Annotated in this window: 15 protein-coding genes, 1 tRNA gene and 2 pseudogenes; 5 read left to right on the top strand and 13 right to left on the bottom strand. The window is 70.9% G+C overall.

Translation table 11 applies throughout. From position 1 onward, the window contains the following. Window positions 1-72: 72 nt before the first annotated feature. The 5 genes from JK359_RS17180 to dacB form a co-directional block, all read right to left on the bottom strand. Complete coding sequence (locus JK359_RS17180) at window positions 73-1,041, bottom strand: cyclase family protein (protein ID WP_201836442.1); 969 nt, start codon at window positions 1,039-1,041, stop codon at window positions 73-75. A gap of 168 nt (window positions 1,042-1,209) precedes the next feature. After that, entirely contained in the window at window positions 1,210-2,265 is a 1,056-nt protein-coding gene (locus JK359_RS17175) for a hypothetical protein (RefSeq protein ID WP_236677970.1), read from the bottom strand. Between the two features lie 223 nt (window positions 2,266-2,488). Continuing rightward, a tRNA-Met gene (locus JK359_RS17170) sits at window positions 2,489-2,565 on the bottom strand. A gap of 59 nt (window positions 2,566-2,624) precedes the next feature. Next, window positions 2,625-2,828, bottom strand: coding sequence for a cold-shock protein (locus JK359_RS17165; RefSeq protein WP_201836437.1), 204 nt, complete (start codon window positions 2,826-2,828; stop codon window positions 2,625-2,627). 143 nt (window positions 2,829-2,971) lie between these two features. Further along, a complete protein-coding gene (gene dacB, locus JK359_RS17160; protein ID WP_201836435.1) occupies window positions 2,972-4,339 on the bottom strand; it encodes a D-alanyl-D-alanine carboxypeptidase/D-alanyl-D-alanine endopeptidase in 1,368 nt (455 codons plus the stop codon). A 300-nt stretch (window positions 4,340-4,639) separates the two neighbouring features. Between dacB and JK359_RS17155 the strand changes: the two genes are divergently transcribed. Together JK359_RS17155 and JK359_RS17150 are read left to right on the top strand one after the other, a co-directional pair. Beyond that, window positions 4,640-4,918, top strand: coding sequence for a hypothetical protein (locus JK359_RS17155; RefSeq protein ID WP_201836433.1), 279 nt, complete (start codon window positions 4,640-4,642; stop codon window positions 4,916-4,918). A 228-nt stretch (window positions 4,919-5,146) separates the two neighbouring features. After that, window positions 5,147-6,559: an FG-GAP and VCBS repeat-containing protein gene (locus JK359_RS17150; protein WP_307788146.1), complete on the top strand. Its 1,413-nt coding sequence runs from the start codon at window positions 5,147-5,149 to the stop codon at window positions 6,557-6,559. Window positions 6,560-6,728: 169 nt separating this feature from the next. Here JK359_RS17150 and JK359_RS17145 read toward each other — a convergent pair whose 3' ends face one another. From JK359_RS17145 to JK359_RS40405, 4 genes and pseudogenes are all read right to left on the bottom strand, one after another. Then, on the bottom strand, window positions 6,729-7,571 hold the full coding sequence (locus JK359_RS17145; RefSeq protein WP_236677969.1) for a hypothetical protein: 843 nt from the start codon (window positions 7,569-7,571) through the stop codon (window positions 6,729-6,731). Window positions 7,572-7,744: 173 nt separating this feature from the next. After that, the gene (locus JK359_RS17140; RefSeq protein ID WP_307788144.1) at window positions 7,745-8,158 is read right to left on the bottom strand and encodes a hypothetical protein; all 414 of its coding nucleotides are present in this window, start codon (window positions 8,156-8,158) and stop codon (window positions 7,745-7,747) included. A gap of 37 nt (window positions 8,159-8,195) precedes the next feature. Continuing rightward, window positions 8,196-8,816 (bottom strand): TerD family protein, encoded by a 621-nt coding sequence (locus JK359_RS40410; protein WP_443729083.1) that lies wholly within the window; start codon window positions 8,814-8,816, stop codon window positions 8,196-8,198. Further along, a pseudogene (locus tag JK359_RS40405) lies at window positions 8,793-9,407 on the bottom strand (biotin/lipoyl-containing protein); the annotation flags it as partial. The pseudogene JK359_RS40405 and the gene JK359_RS40410, both read right to left, overlap by 24 nt. A 4,202-nt stretch (window positions 9,408-13,609) precedes the next feature. On the opposite strand from JK359_RS40405, the pseudogene JK359_RS39140 reads away from it, so the two are divergent. Further along, a pseudogene (locus JK359_RS39140) lies at window positions 13,610-13,873 on the top strand (pyridoxamine 5'-phosphate oxidase family protein); the annotation flags it as partial. A gap of 133 nt (window positions 13,874-14,006) precedes the next feature. On the opposite strand, the gene JK359_RS17125 reads toward JK359_RS39140, so the two are convergent. Continuing rightward, on the bottom strand, window positions 14,007-14,849 hold the full coding sequence (locus JK359_RS17125) for a hypothetical protein (RefSeq protein WP_201836429.1): 843 nt from the start codon (window positions 14,847-14,849) through the stop codon (window positions 14,007-14,009). 206 nt (window positions 14,850-15,055) lie between these two features. After that, window positions 15,056-15,532, bottom strand: coding sequence for a peptidoglycan-binding domain-containing protein (locus JK359_RS17120; protein WP_236677968.1), 477 nt, complete (start codon window positions 15,530-15,532; stop codon window positions 15,056-15,058). Between the two features lie 70 nt (window positions 15,533-15,602). Here JK359_RS17120 and JK359_RS17115 point away from each other — a divergent pair, with 70 nt between their 5' ends. Next, window positions 15,603-15,896, top strand: coding sequence for a hypothetical protein (locus JK359_RS17115; RefSeq protein WP_201836427.1), 294 nt, complete (start codon window positions 15,603-15,605; stop codon window positions 15,894-15,896). Window positions 15,897-17,422: 1,526 nt separating this feature from the next. Here the strand turns inward: JK359_RS17115 and JK359_RS17110 are convergent. Both JK359_RS17110 and JK359_RS17105 read right to left on the bottom strand, forming a co-directional pair. Next, entirely contained in the window at window positions 17,423-18,103 is a 681-nt protein-coding gene (locus JK359_RS17110) for an NAD(P)H-binding protein (protein WP_201836426.1), read from the bottom strand. A gap of 20 nt (window positions 18,104-18,123) precedes the next feature. Further along, on the bottom strand, window positions 18,124-19,167 hold the full coding sequence (locus tag JK359_RS17105; protein WP_201836423.1) for a zinc-dependent alcohol dehydrogenase family protein: 1,044 nt from the start codon (window positions 19,165-19,167) through the stop codon (window positions 18,124-18,126). 109 nt (window positions 19,168-19,276) lie between these two features. Here JK359_RS17105 and JK359_RS17100 point away from each other — a divergent pair, with 109 nt between their 5' ends. Next, window positions 19,277-20,245, top strand: a complete 969-nt coding sequence (locus JK359_RS17100; RefSeq protein ID WP_201836421.1) for a LysR family transcriptional regulator — start codon at window positions 19,277-19,279, stop codon at window positions 20,243-20,245. Window positions 20,246-20,307 lie beyond the last annotated feature (62 nt).

The following is a 20,307-nucleotide window of genomic DNA, read 5'->3' as shown; positions in this document are numbered from 1 at the left end:
GGTCGAAAGCGCCGCTCATGCGCATGACCGGCTGGGCCCACACGGCGTGCGCATGCCGGTCCGGTCGGCCCGTCACAGGACCGCCACCGGGTTGACGGGCGATCCCGTACCGCCCGGTACGTTCAGCGGCGCCACGACCAGCAGGAACTCGTACCGCCCGGCTTCCGCGGTCGCGGCCGAGAGGGCTTCCAGATCGAGGTTGTCCAGCAACGGGACGCCCATCGCCGCCATGGCCAGGGCATGGACCGGCGAGTGCACACCCTCCACGGGCGAGGGGCGTACGTCACTGTCGCCGTCACCGCCGAGCAGTACGACGCCACGCTCGGCCAGCAGTGGTACGGCGTCCACGTGGAAGCCCGCGCTCGCCGTGCCGGGGTCCCAGGCGCCCAGTTCCGTGCGGCGGCGCACGTGTCCGGACCGCAGGAGCACCGCGTCACCCTCGCCGAGCGTCACATCGAGCGCCCTCTCCGCGGCGGTGACGTCCTCCGCGTGCACCGCTCGTCCCGGCTCCAGCCAGCGGACTCCGAGGACGGCGGGCAGGTCCAGCAGCACACCTCTCGTGACGAGGGGTCCGAGTGCCGAGACCGCGCCGAAGCGGGCGCCTGCGGCGCCGACGACGTCGCCGGCGGCCCGGCCGTCGTAGAGCCGTCCCCGGTAGGCGATGTGGCACAGGGCGTCGAGATGCGTCACACCCTTGCCGTGGTAGTCGGCGCCGATGAAGTCCTTGTGCGTGGAGGGTTCCGGGCTCTCCACGTCACCGAGATCGGTCATATGGTGCAGCGCGGGCCTGTGGTTGTCGGGGCCGGCCCGGGTGTTCCAGGGCAGGGCCAACGGCACGGTCACGCCCGACCGCACCGTGGCCGTGGCCCGCCGCACATGGTCCGCGGTCACACGGTTCCAGGCGCCACGGTCGGCCGGCCTCCAGCGGCCCCAGGTGCGGACCGCCGCGAAGAGCGCGTCGAACTCCTGGCGCGAGACGGCGGGCCCGTTGCCGGTGACGGCTGATCCGGGACCAGGGGCATCGGCGGACTGCGAAGTCATCTGTACTCACCGTTCTCCGGGCGTGCTGCGCAGGAGCGGGTGCGCTCGTGATCGGCTCCAGCTTCGCACCACGGCTCCTCGCTCAACCGCGACCGCCCGGCGTGTCTCCCAGCCGCTCACGCCGTGTGTTCCCCGGCTGCGCCCTGGGACCGCGCCCCGGGGGACCGGTCAGCCGGTGCGCAGACCCAGTCCGTAGTAGGTGACGTGGTAACCGTTCACGTACTCGGCCTCGCCGCCGACGATCAGGTCGGCCGGCTCGCTCACCCCAACCGCCCTGGCCGTATCCACGAGCAGCTCCCCGAGCGCACGGCCCTTCGGCTCGCCGGGGCCGCCCCCGTCCACCCGCCACACGGGATCGTCGTCGCTGAAGACCGATGCCGTGCCCGGATGCTCGGCAACGGTGCCCCAGCCGAGCGCGGCCGGATCGACCTCGTCAGGGGCGAAGCACCCGATCGACAGCCGGTCACCGCACGTCACGTCGAACAGGAGGGGCGCGCCGTGCCCGGTGCGCCCGTAGAACGGCATCGCGACCCTGATGCCGAGGGCGGTGGTCTCGGCGGGCAGTGCTCCCAGGAAGTCGCCCAGCGACCGGGTGACGGTCTCCCAGCTCCGGGCGGACCAGCCACCGGGGAAGCCGAGCCCGATGTTGGCACGGTCGCGATTGCTGCCGAAGAAGCCGCTGATGGAGTTCTCCTCGCCGATGCCCTGACGCCAGAACCAGTCCTCCGCCGGGCCGGTGGGCTGCAGGACCAGCTCCGGTCCCGTCGTCCCCGCGCGCAGTTCCAGCGTGTCCGTCCTGCGCCGCCAGCGTGCGAAGGGCGCGCCCCAGACCGGCCCGCTGTCGTAGAAGGGGCCCAAGTCGCCGTGGGAACCGATGATGGACGGCTCACCCAGGGCCGCGGTCAATTCCTGCTTGGCGGCGTGGAAGGCGGCGGCCTGCGCCGCGGCCTCCGGTGGGGCGGTCGCCAGCGGGACCGCCAGCTCCACGTACGACTCGCCGTCGGCATACGCCTCTTCGAACCTGCCGACCGGACGCAGCCGGGCGCCACCCGCAGAGCGACCCGTCAGGACGGTATCGTCCGGCGCCCCGTCCCACGTCCATCCGAGCCCGGCAACCAGCGCCCTCACTCCGTCCGGCGTCCAGCCGCCGGTGTCCGCGGCGACGAGTCGCCGGGCGAGATCCGCGATGGATTCCCGTGCACTGCTTCCCCGTTGTTCGTTCACGTGATCATCGTTCCGCATGGCCGGCCGGAAGGTATCGGCGGGGTGTACGAACCCGGTGCCCGGCCTGCCGCGAGGTGAAGCCGGGGCACATGGGATCCGAGGTGCGCGGCGGCGTCCCGTCCGGTCATGCCGGAACGTGTCACGCCATGTCCGGCAGGCGTCACGAAGCACCGGGGCCCGGCGAAACGCGAAGGGGGCCCGGCTGTACCGGGCCCCCTTCGTTTGGTAGCGGGGACAGGATTTGAACCTGCGACCTCTGGGTTATGAGCCCAGCGAGCTACCGAGCTGCTCCACCCCGCGTCGGTGATCCCACTCTACACGGTGGCCGGCGTGGGCCGGGGCGGAGCGCTTCACGGCTGTCAGCCCCGGACGATGTTCTCGGCCTGGGGGCCCTTCTGGCCCTGGGTCACGTCGAAGGTGACCGCTTCCCCCTCGACCAGCTCCCGGTAGCCGTTGCCGGTGATGTTGGAGTAGTGGGCGAAGACGTCCGGTCCGCCGCCGTCCTGGGCGATGAATCCGAAGCCCTTCTCGGCGTTGAACCACTTCACGGTGCCGCTGGCCATGCTGCTGTCCTTCGATATCGCCGGGACGCCCCGGCTGGTTTGTGGGTGGTGCCGACCGTGACCGGAAGGCACCCGGCATACGTTCTACCTCGTCGGCGCCGCGGCCGCCCGGCATTTACGCCGGTCGCGCCCCGACGACACGCTCACGCGTAGCAGCCGTTGACGGTCGCCGCGAGCCCGTCCATGGCGTCCTTGATGGAGTCCGGAGCGGCCGTGGCACCGTTCTCGACGAAGGAGAACACCTTCCACTTGCCGTCCTTGCCCTGGGTCAGACCGCTCAGGGCGATGGCGCCGGTGAGGGTGCCGGTCTTCGCGTGCACCTTGCCCACCGCGCACGTGGAGTAGACGTCGTCGAAGCGGCCGTACTCCGGGCCGAGCGTGCTGCCGGCCTCGCCGGAGACGGGCAGGCCGTCGCGGACGGAACCGAGGGTCTGCGCGTAGCGGGGCCGCGTCAGCAGTTCGAGGATCTGCGCGAGGGTGGTCGCCGGGATGCGGTCGGACCGGGACAGGCCGCTGCCGTCGTACAGCTCGAAGTTGCCGAGCGAAACGCCGTACACCCGGCTCAGCACGCGGCGCACGGTCTCGGTGCCGCCCTCGAAGGTGGCCGGGCGGCCGGACCCGAGGGCGGTCATCCTCAGCAGGGTCTCGGCGATGTCGTTGTCGCTGCGCTTGAGCATCGTGCGGACGATGCCCGACAGCGGCGCCGACCTGTGCCGGGCCACCGGAACGTCCGTCGAACGGGCGGTGCCGCGGGTGACCTCACCGGTGACCTCGACGCCCCCCTCGGTGAGGTGCTTCGCGAAGACCTGGCCGGCGTCGATCGAGGTGTCCTGGACGCCGTGCCCGTCTACGACCAGCGCGCGGACCGGGGCGACGGTGTCGGGGTAGTAGCCGTCGTTCCAGCCCGTGGCCAGGGTCGGTGCCGGGAACAGACTGTCGTCGACGGCGACCCTCACAGTGGTCCGGCCCGCTGCCTCGAGCCCGGCGATCGCAGTCTTCGCCAACTCCGCTAGGTCGGCGGTGCTCAGGGTCCGGTCGCCGCCCCCGACGAGGGTCAGGGTGCCGTGGCCGTAGACGACCTTCGTGGTGAACCGGTGCTGCGGGCCGAGCACGGTCAGCGCGGTGGTCGCCGTGGCGAGCTTGGCGTTGGAGGCCGGCATCAGTGCGGTGGAGGCGTTGTGGCTCCAGACGGCGGTGTTCGTGTCCGCGTTGAGGACCACACCGCTCACGTTCGAGCCCAGCCGTGGATCGAGTACCCGGGTCTCCAGGTTCTTGGCCATCTGCTGGTCGCCGGTGCCCGGGTCGGGGGCCTTGGCCGTCGTACCGGCGCCCTTCTGGGCGGCGAACGCGGACGGACCCGCCAGGGCGGCGGACGCCACTGGCACGGCCACGGCGAGGACGAGGGCCCGGCGCAGACCGGTTCCGGTGCCGTTCCGTCGGGGCTTGCGGTGCCGCACCCGGCCACCCGGGAGGAAGGTGTCCTCGGGTGCGTCGGCAGCTTTGTCGGTCATCGGTGTCGAAGCTTTCGGTCGTGGGGACGTGGATGACGGGGAGTCAGAAGGCCGAGAACGAGGCCGCGCAGGCCGCGACGACACCTCCGAAGCGGCCGGCGTTCCGACCGGCCGAACGGTGCACGTACCTGTGATCCCCCGATTGAGATGCAGCATCGCCTCGTATACGTACGGCCTCGCAGGCAGGTTGCATCGCGGCACAACCTTTCTCGACCTTTCCCGCGGGATCACAGCGAGGTCGCTGTCAGAGGCTCGTGATGGGATGGCCGAGCCAGCTCCGCCCAGCACCGGGAGACCGTCTTGACGCCGACGTACGCATCGCTCACCCGCGCCCTGGCCGAGGCACTGGTCGACGTCCTGTGGTTCGTCGACGGCTGTGAGGACGAGCAGATGGACCCGGACGACGCCGTCAAGGTCCTGGAGAACGTGGCCCACTGGGTGACGCAGCTGTCGGGTGGCCAACGGCATGAGCTGCTTGATCTGCTCGCAACGATGGCCGCCGAGGAGACGAATCCGGCCCGGCGGGAGTTTCTGGAGGGCTTCCCGGAGGGCTTCGGGCTCGACGAAGACCTGACCTGACCTGACGTGACGTGACGTGACCTGTCTCCGAGCCGGGCTGGGGCGGACGCGCTCAGCTCGGTCCCACGGGTCCCGTCACGCGGCGCTCGCGATCCTCGTACAACCTTTGCTCACGGTCACGAGTCTCCTTGACCGCTCAACCGCCGCGTGCCGACGGAACGCGGTCGGCTCCGGCCGGCACGGGCGGCACCGCACCCTCGATGTATGCACCAAGCAGGAAGACTCAGCGTGTCCCAGCACCTCCGCACCACCCTGGCCATCGCCGCCGTCGCGGCCCTGACGGGCGGGCTGCTCACCGCCACGGCAGGCCCAGCCACCGCCGCCGGCTCCAACGTGCCCGGCGACTTCAACGGCGACGGCTACCGCGACATCGCGGTCTCCGCCCCCGGCGCGTACGTGGCCGGCAAGTCCGCCGCCGGCCAGGTCGTCATCCTGTGGGGCGGAACCACCGATCCCAGCAACACCCGGCGTACCTTCATCAGTCAGGACAGCCCCGGCATACCGGGTGGAGCCGAGAGCGGGGACCGCTTCGGCGACGCCGTCGTGGCGCAGGACTTCAACGGCGACGGCTACGCCGACCTCGCCGTCGGCGCCCCCGGCGAGGACGTCGGAACCGACACCGACGGCGGCACGGTCGCCATCCTGTGGGGCTCCGAAGCGGGCCTGACCAGCGGAGTGACGGTCACCGACCCGGCGCCGGCCTCCCACGACAAGTTCGGCCGGGTCCTCGCCGCGCTGGTCGACAGCGACCAGAAGCCGGATCTGGCCATCGGCTCCGACAATCCGACGATCGACGTCTACCGCGGCGGTTTCACCAAGGCCGGCGGCAACGGCGGCGGCTACCGCTTCGTACCCCCGGCCTCGGTCACGGGCGCCCCGACGGACATCGCCTCGGGCAACTTCGGCGGCGGGGACCTGATCGCCGACATCGTCGTCACCGGCCCCAGCACCTACTACGCGCTCGGCTCCGCCACCGGCCTGAGCCCCGCCGGCACCGTCAAGCTGCCCACCAGCACCTCCGTCGCGATCGGTGACTTCGACAACAACGCCTACGAGGACATCGCGCTCGGCGCCCCGAACGAGGGCGGCGGCGCCGTCCGCGTCTTCAACAGCGACGCGAAGGGGCCGTCCGCGACCGTCTCGTACACCGTCACGCAGGATTCCCCCAACATTCCGGGCGCCAGTGAGCCCGGCGACCGCTTCGGCGCCTCCCTGGAGATTGCGGCGTCCCGCGGGTACGGCTCCCACCTCCTCGCCATCGGCGCCCCCGGCGAGAGCCTGGGCAGCGCCACGGGCACCGGCGCGGTCACCCTCGTCCACGGCGGCGAGAAGGGCTTCGACGCCATCGGGGCCGACAACACCACGTACGCCCGGTTCTTCGCCCAGAGCACCCCCGACGTTCCGGGCAACGACGAGACCGGCGACCACTTCGGCAGCTCTCTCCACCTGGCCGACACCCACAACGACACGCAGTGGGACCTTCTCGTCGGCGTTCCCGACGAGAACGCGGGCGACGGGGCGGCCGTCTACTTCCGTGGCAACAACGATCCCGGCCCCACCGGTACGCCCGGTATCAGCGCCTCCGGCACCGGTGTCTCCACCTCAGGCTCCCCGCTGTTCGGCGTGCACCTCGCCGGCTGAGGCCCAGCACCGAGACTCCCTCAGATCCCGAGCACAGCCCCGCCCGTCACGCCGCGCAGGCACACGGTCCCGGTCCTCGAACGCTAGGGCCTTTCTTTCGGATCAGGCCGGCTCCGGGCGACGATGCCTTCCGGCCGACGCGACCCCGGCAAGATCCGAAAGAGAGGCCCTAGCCGAGCTTCCGCAGCACCTCGGCGATGTTGGTCCGGTGCGTCCGCAGCGACCGCAGCCCGGCGGCGTAGCGGTCGCGGTGCTGCGCGATGTCCACGGCCTGCTTCCGCGCCCGCACAGCGTGCCAGAGCTCGGCCGTACGGTGGCGGCGCTTGCACATGACGTCCGCGACGGCGGTGGCACGCTCCCTCCGCGTATGCCGGGTGTTGCCGTCACCGCCCCGCTGCCAGGCATCGTCCCCGTACGCCGCGACGGGGTCGGGATAGCGGGTGAATCCCTGTTCGGCCACACAGCGGGACCACACGTCCCAGGCCGCTCGCATGCGAGGGTCGCGCCTGACCGCCTTGTCGACCTCGACACTCCGGGTGCTCGCGTAGAGCCAGTCCCGCTTCGCGTCGATGCCGCGCATCAGCCGCCGACTCGCCGCGGCGTTGCAGGCGGGCAGGTCCGCATACTCGGCGTAGGTCATGCGACGGCCCTTCGGCCGCAGGTCGGGGGACTTCGCCGGGTCCCAGCCGTAGCCCCAGCGACGGGCGGCGGCAAGATCCAGGACGCCGTAGTCGGTGCTGACCGCGGTGGCGACGACGGGGTCGCTCGGGTAGCGGGGATCGAGCGGGAAGTTCGGGTGGCCGCGCTCCGCCATGCACTGACGGACCAGGAGCGCGGTCGCCCGCTGCGAACGCTGGTAGTCCTGCGGCGTGTAGTCGTAGCGGTCGGCCGGGAGGGGGCCGAGGTCCGAGGCCGTGCGAATGACATCCAGGCGCTCCGTGCCGGAGGCGCAGACCGCCGCCAGTACCGCCACCACCGCCACCGCACCCAGCCGCCGCCCCCGCGTCCTCATACGACCAGATGCTAGCGGGCGGTGCCCGACGACCGGACGTGGCCCCAGATGACTGCTCCGCGCACTCCGACACTCCCAAGTCACAGCTCCTGGCACCGAAGTACTGTGATCCTCCGGTCAACTCCCTGCTCACTCAGAAGACTTCCTTCAGGGCGAAGAGGGTTGATCCCTCCCTAAGGGCCCTCGGCGTGGGGGTCTCCGGCTCGCGCGGCGGCGGCCGCCTCCAGCAGGGACCAGCCGTCGACCTCCACGGCTCCCCGCTCCTCCGGCTGCCACCCACGCGCCACGGCCACGTCGAGCAGCGCCCGGACGGCGCCCGGTTCGTGCAGGTTCAGGTCTGCGCCCCGGGTGAAGCCCACGTCCCCGGAACCGAAGGGCGCCCCGCCTGGGACGTACCGGCCGGGGCCGTCGGCGAAGACGATGCGCAGCGGGCCGCCGGTGCCGGCCGGCTGCGGGAACACCGTGAGGACTTGGCGACAGTCCACGGCACGGCCGGCGTGGTCCCTTCGGTGGCTGTGGCGCATCGTCCACAGGTACACGCGCCCGTCGGCGACCAGCCGGCGCGGATTCTTCGAACGGCGAGGCACACAGCCGAGGGTACGCGGCCCGCACACCGGCTGCGGCTCAGCTGCGGTGCACGTAGTGGCCTGACAGCAGGACGTCGACGCCGAAGTGCTGGGCGATGCCGGCCATACCGGCGGGGTTGCCCTGGAAATCGGGCCGGAACCTCCACTGGGCGCCGCTACGGTACAGCTCGCCGAAGATCAGCGCGGTGTCGGCGGGGACGTGCTCGGGGAGGTCGTAGCGGACGATCTCAGTACCGTCGGCTGGGTCGATGAGACGGATGTAGGCGGTGCGGAGCTGGCCGAAGTGCTGGCCGCGATTCTTGCCGTCGCAGATGTAGACGGGGAAGACGATCTTCTCGACTGCTCGGGGGAGAGCGGCGAGGTTGAGGTAGACGGCCTGGGCGTCCGCGGCATGGGGACGCAAACGGTCGCCGCCGGCGTGGACGATCGTGCCGTCGGGAGTCTGCCGGTTGCCGGAGACGAAGTGACTGCTGGAGTAGACGCGGTCGTGCGCGTCGACTGCGATGGCGCATGCGTCCAGCTCGAAGAAGACGGTGTTCAGGTGCCAGCCGAAGCCGACGGTGACCGCAGTGGGGCCGGGTTCCTGCCCTGTGACGGGAACGCGATCGCCATCACCCTGCTCGGCTCGTGGCCTGAGGTAGCACAGGACGGCTCCCACCTCGGCCATCTCGTCCTCCGCCACGGTGATCTGCTCCAGGACGCCGGTGGCTGTTGCGGCGATCTCGGTGTCGACCTTGTCGGTGGAGACTTCCAGGAGGGGGTCGTCGATCTCGACGTGGTCGCCTTCCGCTCTGAGCCAACGGGTGACCGTGCCGTCGGTGATGCTCTCGCCCAGGGCGGGGAGCGTGACCGCGACGAGGCCGTCGGCCGGCGTGGCTCGGTCCCGCGGTGGCTCGCCTCCGCAGGCCGAGGGCCCGGCGGCGCCGCCGGCGCGGCTCTCAGAGCGCGGAGAGTTGTCGGGATCCACCTTCTGAGCGGTGTCAGGGATCCTGGCGGAGGCGGTCAGCGGCTGGATGTGACAGAGGGTGGCTCCGACCTCGGCCGTCTCGTCCTCGGCCACGGTGATGTGGCGGACGATGCCGGTGGCGGTTGCGGGGATCTCGGTGTCGACCTTGTCGGTGGAGACTTCGAGGAGGGGGTCGTCGATCTCGACGTGGTCGCCTTCCCCTTTGAGCCAACGGGTGACCGTGCCTTCGGTGACGCTCTCACCCAGGGGCGGTAGCGCGACCACGACCCAGTCGCCGCTCACACCTTGCCCGGCGCCGGCGATGTCCGGATCGAACTCGGGGCGAAAAGCCTCGGCCAGGCACGCCTCGACGGCGTCGTGCTCGCGAGGATGAACCTTCTTGAGCAGGTTCCCGATCTCCGTACGTCCGCCGGCCAGCCGGTGGGAGACGGCGAAGCGGATCAACGGCGGGAGTTCCGGCAGAGGACGTTGGCACAGAGCCGTCCGGATCAGCTCGGAGACCGCTGCCGTGGCGCCCTCGCCGAGAGCCTGCCCGGCGATGACGAGGATGTCGCGCTGCTCCGGCCAGGCGGCGGCGATGCTGAGGATCTCCTGGGCGAGCCCAGAGCCCTCCGGGAGATCGGCTCGGGCCACGAGCAGGTTCGTCAGATGGGCGACGTGCTCGTCCTCGGGCGGCTGGAGGAGCCGGGCGCGCAGTGCCGAGGGGGCTGCGGTGAGAAGGCGGAGCACGGCCGTGACCTGGGGCCTGCCGGCCCGCGCGATCAGGTTGTGCGGGAGGTGCTCCAGGACGGTGAGCAGCGTCCGTTCCAACACCGCGCCCGGGATCTGGGGGAGTACCTCGTGCCAGGGCATGGCGGGGTTGTTGTAGACCGTCGCCGACAAGACGCTGTTCGCCCGTGCGTCGAAGCCCATGGCCGCGTAGTAGGTGAGTGCCTGGGCCAGTTCCTGCGGCGCCTCCGCCGGAGGCCACGACGCCGTGTCGGAGTCTCCCTCCGCCTGGGACAGCAGCCAGGCGGCTTGGTGTCGGAGTCCCTGTCTGGCCAGTGCGCCGGCGCAGGCACGAGCGGATCCCGCGGGATCCGTGCCCGCTGCGCGGACCAGGGTGAGGGACAGGTGACCCTGGCCCCGGTCGCAGAGGTCCGCGACGAGGAGGGCGTACTGATCAGCGCTGGTGTGCTGCACGATCTGAGTGATCAGCTCGTCCTGCGCTTCGGGGGACGCCAGGTGCAAGGCGCTGCCGAGTTCGCCCGCCGATGCCGTGCCGGCCAGTCGGGCCAGCAGCCACGCGGCGTCGTGACGCAGGTTGCCGGCCCACAAGTGGTCGGCGAGATCGACCACCCTCGCCGGCTCCACGGGCACGGTGACGAGCATGAGCTGCACGAAGGGTGAGCGGCCCTGCTGGTGCAGTTCGACGGCCAGTTCCGCGGTCAGGTTGGCGGACCGCGTGCCGGCGCCGGCCAGGAGGCATTGCGCGGCCCAGCCGGGAAGGCGCTGGTGCAGGACGGCCGTCATCTCGTCGGCGCCGAAGCGAGCCCGTGAGCCGGCGTCGAGGAGCAGCTTCGAGGCGGCACGCTGGTGCCGGCGTTCGTGAAGGGCTGTCGCCACCTGCACGACGGCCGCCAGGGACGGCGCCCCCGTACTGACGTACGAGAGCAGGGTGCTCTGCTCGTATCCGGCTCGAAGAAGCGTGGCGACCACGCCCGTCGCCGTGCCGGTGGAGTGCCGCACGGTGTGCCCCAGCAGCTCGCGGGCCAGATCACCGTCCATGTTGCCGAGTTCGCGGAACAGGGCGACGACGTCCTCCCTCTCGCGTCGTCCCGCGCTCGCGAGAAGTGGCGTGACGGCACTCCCTTCACCGTCCTCCGCTGTCCCCGGCAGCCACGCGTCGGCCCGCACGGTCAGGAAGGCCAGCAGCTCGGTCGGCGCCGACGTCCCGGTGGCGGAGAGCAGGGCGCCGAGTGCGTCGGGATACTGGACCGTCACGTGAGTGATCAGCTGCCACGCGTGCTCACTGCGCTGCTCGAAGAAGACGCTCAGGAAATACGGGAGCGATCCGCCGGCAGCGGAGTCGCCGACGAGCAGACTGGCCGTCTCCGCAACCGAGGTGACGGGAGCCCGTGCGGCCCGTGCCAGGAGTTCGGCCGCCATGGCCCCCGCCCGGGCGTCGTCGTCGGCCAGGAGCAGAGCACGACAGAGGGCTACGACAGCGGTCGGTTTGCGCTCAGCCGCCGCATCGAGGGCGAGCGAGGTGAAGCGCGCGCCGTCGGGCAGCGCGGCGAAGCTCCGCAGGAGGGTCAGGACGTCCCGTGGACTGCGGGAGGTCACAGCATCCCTCAACAGGCTTTCCGCCTCCTGCAGTCGCCCGCTTTCCGCCAGCAGGGCCAGCAGGCCCGCCACATCGGTCAGGGAGCGTCGGCGTACAGCGGCGTCCAGCAGCCTCACGGCCTGCACCTGCTGGTCCAGCTGCAGCAGATGGTTCAGCAGGCTCGGCACATCGGCCAGGGCAGCGGCCTCGTAGAGCAGCCCCATTTCCGTGATCGCGTCATGGCGTTCCAGCGCCTGGAGGAGATCGGCCACCACCGTGGGCGGCTTCTGACCGGCGTGGCGCAACAGCTCCGCCCGCTGCGGCCAGTACCCGGCATCTCCGAGGGCCTGGATCAAGGCGGCCACCTGCTCACCGGCACGCCCGGCAGCCTCGGTGAGCACGAAGGTTACCGCCTCGCCGTCGTCGGCATCGGCCAGGTCGGCCACGAGATCGGCGACCGCCGTCTCGGCGCCGAGCAGAGCCTTCTCCAGCAGCTCCTGGTGCCGGCCGTCCCCCTGCTCCGAGAACGAACCGGCCCCGACCGGGCCCGCCTTCCCGGCCCCTACCAGCAACTCCTCCTCGGCCAGCTGGCTCTGGGCCCGGCGCACGGCGGCTGTCGCCGCGGACACCACGGCGTTCTCGCTCCTGAGGGACTCCATCTGCTGCCGTAGTTCGTCTCGCTCGCGCAGGGCCTCCTGACGAGAAGCCCTGACGACCCTCAGCTCCTCCGCCAGAGCCTCGGCATTGGCCAGTTCCTCCAGCAGCCGCTGCTCGACCTCGGCGCGTTTCCGCTGAGCGTTCACCGCCTGTTTCTCGGCGTCTTTGCGAGCGGCTTCTGCCGTGGCCGCCCTCGCCCGCAGCCTGAGTGCCTGTTCACCCAGCGCCGCCTTGTGGACGGCGAGTTCCGTCTCCGTTTCGACGAGCAGTCGCCGCATCTGGGCAAGCCGGCCGGCATCCCGCTTCCTGTCACGCTCCAGACGTGCCAGCCGCGCCCTGGCCGCTGCGGTCGTCTGGTTCGAACAGTGCAGGAGCCAGTGAGTCCGCACCAGCTCGTCCTTGAGCGAGCGCTCGGCCTCCCACCTGCGTTCACACTCGGCCCGGAAGGCCTGACACGCGCTCTCCGCCATGAACAGCTGGAAGAGGGTGGAATCCTCGGCTTCCACCGCCCGTAGGTGGGCGAGCTGGAGTTCCAGACGCCGAGCGGGTTCGAGGGCCTGGCCCGCCTTGTCCGGGTCCTCCACGAGGTTCAGCAGCGCGTTCAGCTCGGCGAACGTGGGCAGCTTCTTCGCCGACGAGATACGGGACACGGCAGCGGTGCTGAAGCCTGCGCCCAGCGCGAGGCTGATTTGCCGCTGCGTGAGATCCCGCTTCTTCAGCGGCTCAAACACGAGTTCGCGCAGCAGCTGAGCCAGCTCCCAGCGCGACTTCGGCACGGCCTTGGGATCGAGTTCGGCCGGCGGCCGCCCCACCGGCCGTACCTCGATCTCACCAGGCTGCCCGCCCTCCGGCGCCACGTCCACCATGCCCCCCACCCCCATGGCCTCCCGAACCCGACGACTCAAGCCAGTCGAAGGCGGTCGAGGCCGACTCCCACACCCCTGCCAACGGCCCGCCCGCAAGCCGGAGACGCCCACCAGGGCCTCCCAGCATGCTCGATGGGCTTTTCACGCGCAGACACTTCCGCCGATCCCGCCGCACGGATCGGCCTACACCCCCTGGCGGCATACCACCACCCCGGCCACGGACCAACTCCTGCAACGCCTCCACCGCCTTACGGCCCCCGGCACGGGAAGCCCCCCGCCGTCGGCGGCCGTACACGGTGAAGATCGCGACGACGACAGGGGGGAGGTACGGCGAGAGCTGAAACCGATGAAGTGACCCGGTCGAAGAAATACATGCTGCCCCCTCCCAAATCATCCTTTCGGAAACCGGCCGGCTCCGCATCTGAATCCGTGATGAAGGCGGCGGCGATTGTTCAGAGGAGTTGCAACCGTTTGTCCGGGGTGGAATGAATTGACGAGTAAGGGGGCGGCGTGGTCGGGTCGGAGCTGGTCGGCCAGGTTGTCGCGTCCCTGTTGCCCGGCGCCCCGAATGTGTCCCGCGAGGGCAAAAAGGCCGCCCGAGCCAAAGGCCGAGGGCTTCATCGGTCGCTGGGCGTAGGCCCCGCGCCTCAGGCGCGCTTCGCAAAGAGCCGCGCGTGCGCCTGTCGCTACCGGACACCTTCGACGTGGTGCTCCTCCAGGGTGAGGCGGAGTGCTTCCCGGCCCCGGAGGTGCCCGGAGACGCAGCGAAGGCGTTCGCCGACAAGTTCGGGTGGGATCCACGTGTGGAAGAGGGTTCTTTTCTGTATGTGCGCGTGGTCCCGAGGACTGTGCGCGCATGGCGCGGCGAGCCCGAACTACGCGGGAGAGTCATCATGCGCGACGGGATGTGGCTCGGATGACGGCCGTCCCCACGCATACGCTTCTCTCGGATCACGGTCTACGAGCAGTACCAGGTCCTCGGTCACCTCTGTGAATCGATGCATCTCGTCCTCGGTGCGCGGGCTCCGTGCGTCACGCCCGCCGGCCGGGATGCTAAGGGTGTTCACGGAGCTGGAGGAGGCCACCGAGGGAGAAGCACAGGGCTCCGATGAGGGTGCCCCAGTTTGCGAGGCCGGCGGCGATCAGGTTTCCGGTGGCGGGGCGGGTGTAGGCGACGAGCCCCGAGACCATGAACAGGACGGAACCGAACTGGTTCACGGCGACGACCCACCAGCCGAGGCTGTGTGGGCGGACGCAGGGCCTGCCGTGGCAGATCTCGACGAAGCCCAGGTGCCCGGAGACCAGGAAGAGCACACAGCCGACCACGTCCGGTGCCCAGATCAGCCGGTTGACCTGCTGGACGCTCAGGCCCCGCAGGAACGAGTCCAGCAGGGAGACGGCGAAGACGAGCGTGCCCGCGAACAGGACGAATGTGCTCAGCCAGTCCACTCGCATCGGCTCGTAGCTCCACCACCGCCAGCGTCGGGTGACCAGCCTGCCTTCGCCTCCGGCGACGTGACGGGGTGAGTTGATCACCTGCAGAAGCGAGACGTAACCGCCGGTGTTGAAGAACAAGCCACCCACGAAGTAGATCGAGGCACACTCGGTGGCGTCGCCGGAGCCGAACTGGGCGACGGCCGCGCCGGCGGCGAAGAGGGCTCCACCGACGATGAAGGCGATCGCCGCGATCGCATTGAGCCTGCGCAGTCGGCGGACGGCAACGGCATCCGCATGGGCGGGGCGGCTGCCCGCCGCACCCGGAGGACGGACGACGAGCATTCCGCGCCGACGCGCGACCCGTGAGTCCCACACCGCGGTGCCGCCACCGGGAACATGCCACGTGAGCCTGGTGGTGAACGGTCCCGCGCCCTCGGCACGCTGCTCTGGCTGCCCCACGGGCCGAGCGTAGACCTCGCACCGGACCGGACGGCGTCGGAAACGCCGTCGTGCCGAGCCGTCCGTCGGTCGCCCGGTGCTCGGCCGGGGCGTCGAGGGCGGTTGCGGGCCGGCAGTGCACGCACGGCGGTGGTACACGGTGCGTGGTACCACGTGCCGTCATCGATCCCGGGAAGCCTGGGTCCCGCACTGGTCCCAGCGTCGGGTTACTTCGTCCGCAGCATGAGGGCGAATCGTGTCTCGGCGCCGTAGACCCCGCTCTCGTCGCCGCGGACCCCGTACCGCTTCTGGAAGCGGGTCACGGCCGCTCGGACCTCCGCGTCGTAGCGGCCGTCTATCGCGCCGCCGGCGTAGATGTCCGGTAGCTGCTGGAGACGTACCTGCAGCTCGTAGACCCCATGACCGCTGTCACCCTGACGGAGGACGCCCGTGCCGGGGATTTCGGGGAGCGGCGGATCTGATGCGCCGGGCCGCCGGGGCAGGTTCGGCTGCCCGGGGACCGGGGGAGAGGGGTCCTTCGGCGTAGGCCCGGGCGGCAGGGGGGATTGCACGTGCCCGGAGGGCGGAGAGGAGGCTGCCGGATCGGCGTCGTGATGGATCAGCAGCCACATGGCGAGGCCCAGTCCGCTCGCTGCGGCCAGCCCACAGACACCGGCGGCTCGCAGACCCGTGCGCCTGGTCAACCGCCGCCGACCGCGACTGCCCTTCGTCCTGCGTGTGCGGACCGGCGCAGCAGACCCCTGTGAGGCCGCAGTGGCGACCTGGTGCAACGAGACGGCGGTCTCTGGTTGCGGACTTGACGTCGCTCGCCTCACCGGCAGTGCCCCACTGGACCTCATCGGCAGTGCCTCGCCGGACTTCATCGGCAGTGCCCCACTGGACCTCATCGGCAGTGCCTCGCCGGACTTCATCGGCAGTGCCCCACTGGACCTCATCGGCAGTGCCCCGTCGGACTTCATCGGCAGTGCCCCGCCGGACCGGAGGGAGTCTGGGGATGAGGACGGGGACGAGGACGGGGACGAGGGGGACGACGGGGCCGGCTGGTGAAGGCGGGCTTCACCGGTCGGGCGAGCGTGCCGGCCCTGGGGCAGAGACGGGCCCTCTGCGACTTCCTGCTGCGCGTCTTCCTGTTGCGCGTCGCGCATGAGGTCGGCGCGCGCGGCATCCAGAGCGTCCAGCACCGCTTGGAAGGAGTCCCTGGTCTCTTGCACTACGGCAGGGCCTGAGGCGGTCTCGTGCTCTGTGTCCGAGCCTGCGGTGACCTCTTGCTCCAAGCCAGGCCCGGCGGCGGTCTCTTGCCCTACTTTCTCTTGCCCTGCTTCGGGGCCGGAGACGGGAGTCCGCTCCGGGCCGGCGTCATCGCGGCCCACCGGTTCCTCCTCGGCTTCTCTATTTTCCGACGGGGCACTTCCTCCTCCGCGGCGGTCAGGACCAGGCGCCAAGTTCTCTGGTCACCGCAAGGCTGCTGCGCGGAGCGCCCCGGCGACGGGACCGGGTCCCCTCCTTCTGTCTCTGCGAGGCAGTACGCAGGGCCGCGGCGTTGGCTTCATCCCACGGCCGGTATGTAATGCACGCCTCATGAGGCCGCAGTGGTACGCGGCGTCCTGCGTGACCCCCTGGCGCCTGCCCGGGACTGTTCCGCACCCGAGAAACGCCTTCAGTCTTCGCATTGCGCTCGCCGAGCGCCGGGTTACATACCCCACATGCCCGCCGGTGATTGAGCACTCGCTCGATCCGCTCCGTTGACCCCGATAGCCGGTCACGTACCGCAGGCCGGTAGGTGAGGTTCGCACACGTCGAGCCTCGCCCCGTCAACTCGAGGATTGAGAACGGCCGCTTCATGGACTACTGCACTCCCTGCAATCGCACGCTCAACGGCGCCGTGACCTGCCCCGAATGCGGGGCATTCGACTCCGGCATGACCCAGTTGAGCGAGCGCAGAGACGGTACTCCGGCCGTGGACGCGGCGATGCCGGAGGTCCTCTTCAACGGGGGAGTGGGCTCCTCCGGCTCCTCCCTTCCGGGGCCGCCGACTCCTTCGCAAGACCTGGAGGAAGACCGGTGCGGCCGTCCGTCGCGGCTGAAGAAGTATGCCGTCGGATCCCTCGCCGCAGCCGCGTTCGCCATCACCGGAGGTCTGGCCACCGCATCGGTGCTCCTCCAGTCGACTGCTCCACGAGCGGCTTCGGCCCCGGAGCCGACCCCCGCAGCGTCCGAGGCCGACGTCCCCGATTCGGCCGCTTCATCGGTTCCACCGAAGAGGGTGTCCACGCACCCGGCGCGAAACGGCACCCGGGACCGGACCACCGGCGGGAACCGGCTCCCCCAGCCGACGGCACCTCGCAGCAAGCCGCCGGTTGTCCCACCTTCCGCCGCCACCACCAGTGCGCCGCCACCGGTGAAGGAGAAACCGACCCCTCGGCCCTCCAGCAGCAGCCGCCGCCCCAGCTCGCCTTCCCGGACGGCTACCCCATCCCCCCGGCCCTCCGCCAGTCCTTCCGGCAGCACCAGCGCCTCTCCCACCACCAGCGGCTCACCGAGCGGCAAAGGGGAAGCCGACGGCTGACGGGCTGTCACCGGCAGGGCTCACCGGTGCGGTTGTCCGCAGCACGTGCTACCGCTCGGGAGACGGGATCGGGCCCCTGGGCGAGTTCCAGGACGAGTCCTGCGGTGGCAGGCGTGGCGAGCAGGGCGGCCAGGACCTCGGCGACGTCGTCCCGGGTGACCTGGCCCACGCTCCGCTCTGCAGTGAGACGCACCCCGCCGGTACCGGGATCGTCGGTGAGGGCCGCGGGCCGCAGGATGGTCCAGTCGAGGTCCTGTGCCATGACGTGGTCGTCGGCGGCGGTTTTGGCGTGCACGTAAGCGGTCCAGACCTCGTCGGCGTGAGCCGGGGGCGGACTGCCGGCGCCTCGGGTGGAGACCATGACGTACCGCCGGATCCCCGCCTGACCGGCGGCCTCGGCCAGGAGTACGGCGGCCTGGTGGTCGACCGTGTACTTGCGGGCCGCGCCGCTGCCGGGGCCGGCGCCGGCGGCGAACACCACGGCATCGGCTCCGGACAGGGCCGCGACGACGTCGGCGGACGATGCCGCCTCGAGGTCGCAGACGACCGGCCGTATGCCGTCGTGCGACAGATCATCGCCGTGGGCGGGGTTACGGATGAGCCCGACGACGCTGTCTCCACGGACGGTGAGCAGCCGGCCCAGACGCCGGGCGATCCGGCCGTGCCCGCCGGCGATGACGATCTTCATGGACTTCTCCTCGTGGCGGCTCAGAAGGCGATGCGGACTTTCAGCGCGGACCGGTCGTCCATGGCGCGGTAGCCGTCCGGCACCCCGTCGAGGTCGACGGTCCTGTCGAACACCGGAGCAGGGTCGATGACGCCCGCCAGCACGTCGCTGAGCAGGTCGGGTATGTAGGCGCGCGCAGGGGCCACGCCGCCTGCCAGGGTGATGTTGCGGTCGAACATCTGACTGATGTCCACGCCGGCGCTGCCGCCGTGCGGTACGCCGACATAGCCCACGGCGCCGCCGTCACGGGTGATGGAGATGGCGGTACGCATCGATTCCTCGGTGCCGACGGCTTCCAGTACGGCGTGTGCGCCCTGGCCGCCGGTCATGTCCCGGATCGCCTCGATCGCCGCCTCACCGCGTTCGGCGACGACGTCGGTGGCGCCGAACACGCGCGCGATGTCCGTGCGGGCCTGGTGCCGGCCGAGCGCGATGATCCGGTCGGCGCCAAGGCGACGGGCGGCCAGCACGCCGCACAGACCGACCGCTCCGTCGCCCACGACAGCGACCGTGGCCCCGGGGCGGACCCGGGCCGAGACGGCGGCGTGGTGCCCGGTGCTCATCACGTCGGAGAGGGCCAGCAGGCCGGGGAGGAGCTTCTCGTCGGTGACGGCGTCCCGGGGCAGTCCGACGAGGGTTCCGTCGGCGTAGGGCACACGGACGGCCTCGCCCTGGCCGCCGTCGGATCCGACCTCCCCCCAGAACCCGCCGTGCGGGCAGGAGGTCTGGAGGCCCTCCCGGCAGTAGTCACAGGTGCCGTCGGACCAGACGAAGGGCGCGACCACGAAATCACCGCGCGTGAAGCCGGTCACCTCGGCGCCGACCTCCTCGACGATGCCCAGGAACTCGTGCCCGATGCGCTGACCGGCCACGCGCGAGGCCACCCCGCGGTACGCCCACAGATCACTGCCGCAGATACAGGCGCTGACCACACGCACGACCGCGTCCGCTGGATGCTGGATCCGGGGGTCCGGAACCTCCTCGATCCGGATGTCATTCGGGCCATGGATCACGGTGGCGCGCATAGGACAGCTCCTGGTGCTGCTGAGCGGGGTGGGACAGGCCGCCAGCGTCGCCGCCGGAGGTAGTTCCTGTCCAGCTACATCAGCTACACCATTCGTTTAAGCTGAACTAATGCTCGATGTCCGACGCCTGGTCCTCCTGCGTGATCTGGCCGCCCACGAGACCGTGACCGCGGTGGCAGAACTGCACGGCGTGACCCCCTCCGCCGTTTCGCAGCAGCTCCGGCTCCTGGAGGAGGAGACCCGCACCCGCCTGCTGGAACGCACAGGCCGGTCCATTCGTCTCACGCCCGCCGGACACCGGCTGGCCGAAGACACCGAGCAGGTGCTCGATGCCCTCGATCGAGCGCAACGGCACCTGCGCAGCCAGGCCGCGGAGCCGGTCGGCCCGTTGCACCTCGCCTGCTTCCCCAGTGCCCTCGCCCCCCTCGCGGCTCCACTCGGCCACGCGCTGGAAAGCACCCACCCCGGCCTGCGCCTGCACATCACCGAGGCCGAACCGGAACTCGCCGTGCGGCTGCTGCTCCAGCGACGTGTCGACGTCGCGCTGGTCTACCGCTACACGAACCTCGCCGATCCAGCGCCGCTGGGTGTCGAGAGCCATGAGCTGCACGTCGACCCGCTGGTCGCGGTGGTCCGACGGGACCACCCCGCGGTCGCCGCGGAAGGATCTCCCGTCGAATTGCGCGACCTCGCCGGGGCACCGTGGATCACCGCCCCCGCGGAGACCGCGTGCGGCGCAGCAGTCCTCCAGGCATGCCGGTCGGCGGGATTCACCCCGCAGATACGGCACATCTGCTCCGACTTCACCGCCATGATCGCCCTCGCGGCGAGCGGCGGCCACCCTGTCGTCCTCCCTCGCATGGCAGCAGCTCACCTCCCGCCCTCGCTCGTCGCACGACCGGTGGCCGACCCCGCGCTCGCTCGTACGATCGAGATCGTCGTCCGGAACGGCGCAGGCCACGAACCCGCGATCGCCGCCTGCCTCGAAGTACTGCTGACCCTTGCGCCGAGCAGCACGGACGACGGTGCAGGGATCAGAGCCGTCGACAGCCCGGGCGGTGCACCTGGGCCCCGGTAGTGGCGAGGGCGGTGACCCCGGACACCGGCAGTAGCACGCGGTTCGATGCTGCGGACGGCCCG

It is taken from the genome of Streptomyces actinomycinicus (assembly GCF_016741775.1).
Classification (GTDB): Bacteria; Actinomycetota; Actinomycetes; order Streptomycetales; family Streptomycetaceae; genus Streptomyces; species Streptomyces actinomycinicus.
This window is presented reverse-complemented; position numbering and strand designations above follow the sequence as displayed.

Excerpts from the sequence above, each read along its gene's own strand:
- JK359_RS17110 (WP_201836426.1), bottom strand. The coding sequence starts at position 18,103 with ATGAAGATCGTCATCGCCGGCGGGCACGGCCGGATCGCCCGGCGTCTG.
- JK359_RS17100 (WP_201836421.1), top strand. The coding sequence starts at position 19,277 with ATGCTCGATGTCCGACGCCTGGTCCTCCTGCGTGATCTGGCCGCCCAC.
- JK359_RS17165 (WP_201836437.1), bottom strand. The coding sequence starts at position 2,828 with ATGGCCAGCGGCACCGTGAAGTGGTTCAACGCCGAGAAGGGCTTCGGA.
- dacB (WP_201836435.1), bottom strand. The coding sequence starts at position 4,339 with ATGACCGACAAAGCTGCCGACGCACCCGAGGACACCTTCCTCCCGGGT.
- JK359_RS17180 (WP_201836442.1), bottom strand. The coding sequence starts at position 1,041 with ATGACTTCGCAGTCCGCCGATGCCCCTGGTCCCGGATCAGCCGTCACC.
- JK359_RS17145 (WP_236677969.1), bottom strand. The coding sequence starts at position 7,571 with ATGAGGACGCGGGGGCGGCGGCTGGGTGCGGTGGCGGTGGTGGCGGTA.
- JK359_RS17105 (WP_201836423.1), bottom strand. The coding sequence starts at position 19,167 with ATGCGCGCCACCGTGATCCATGGCCCGAATGACATCCGGATCGAGGAG.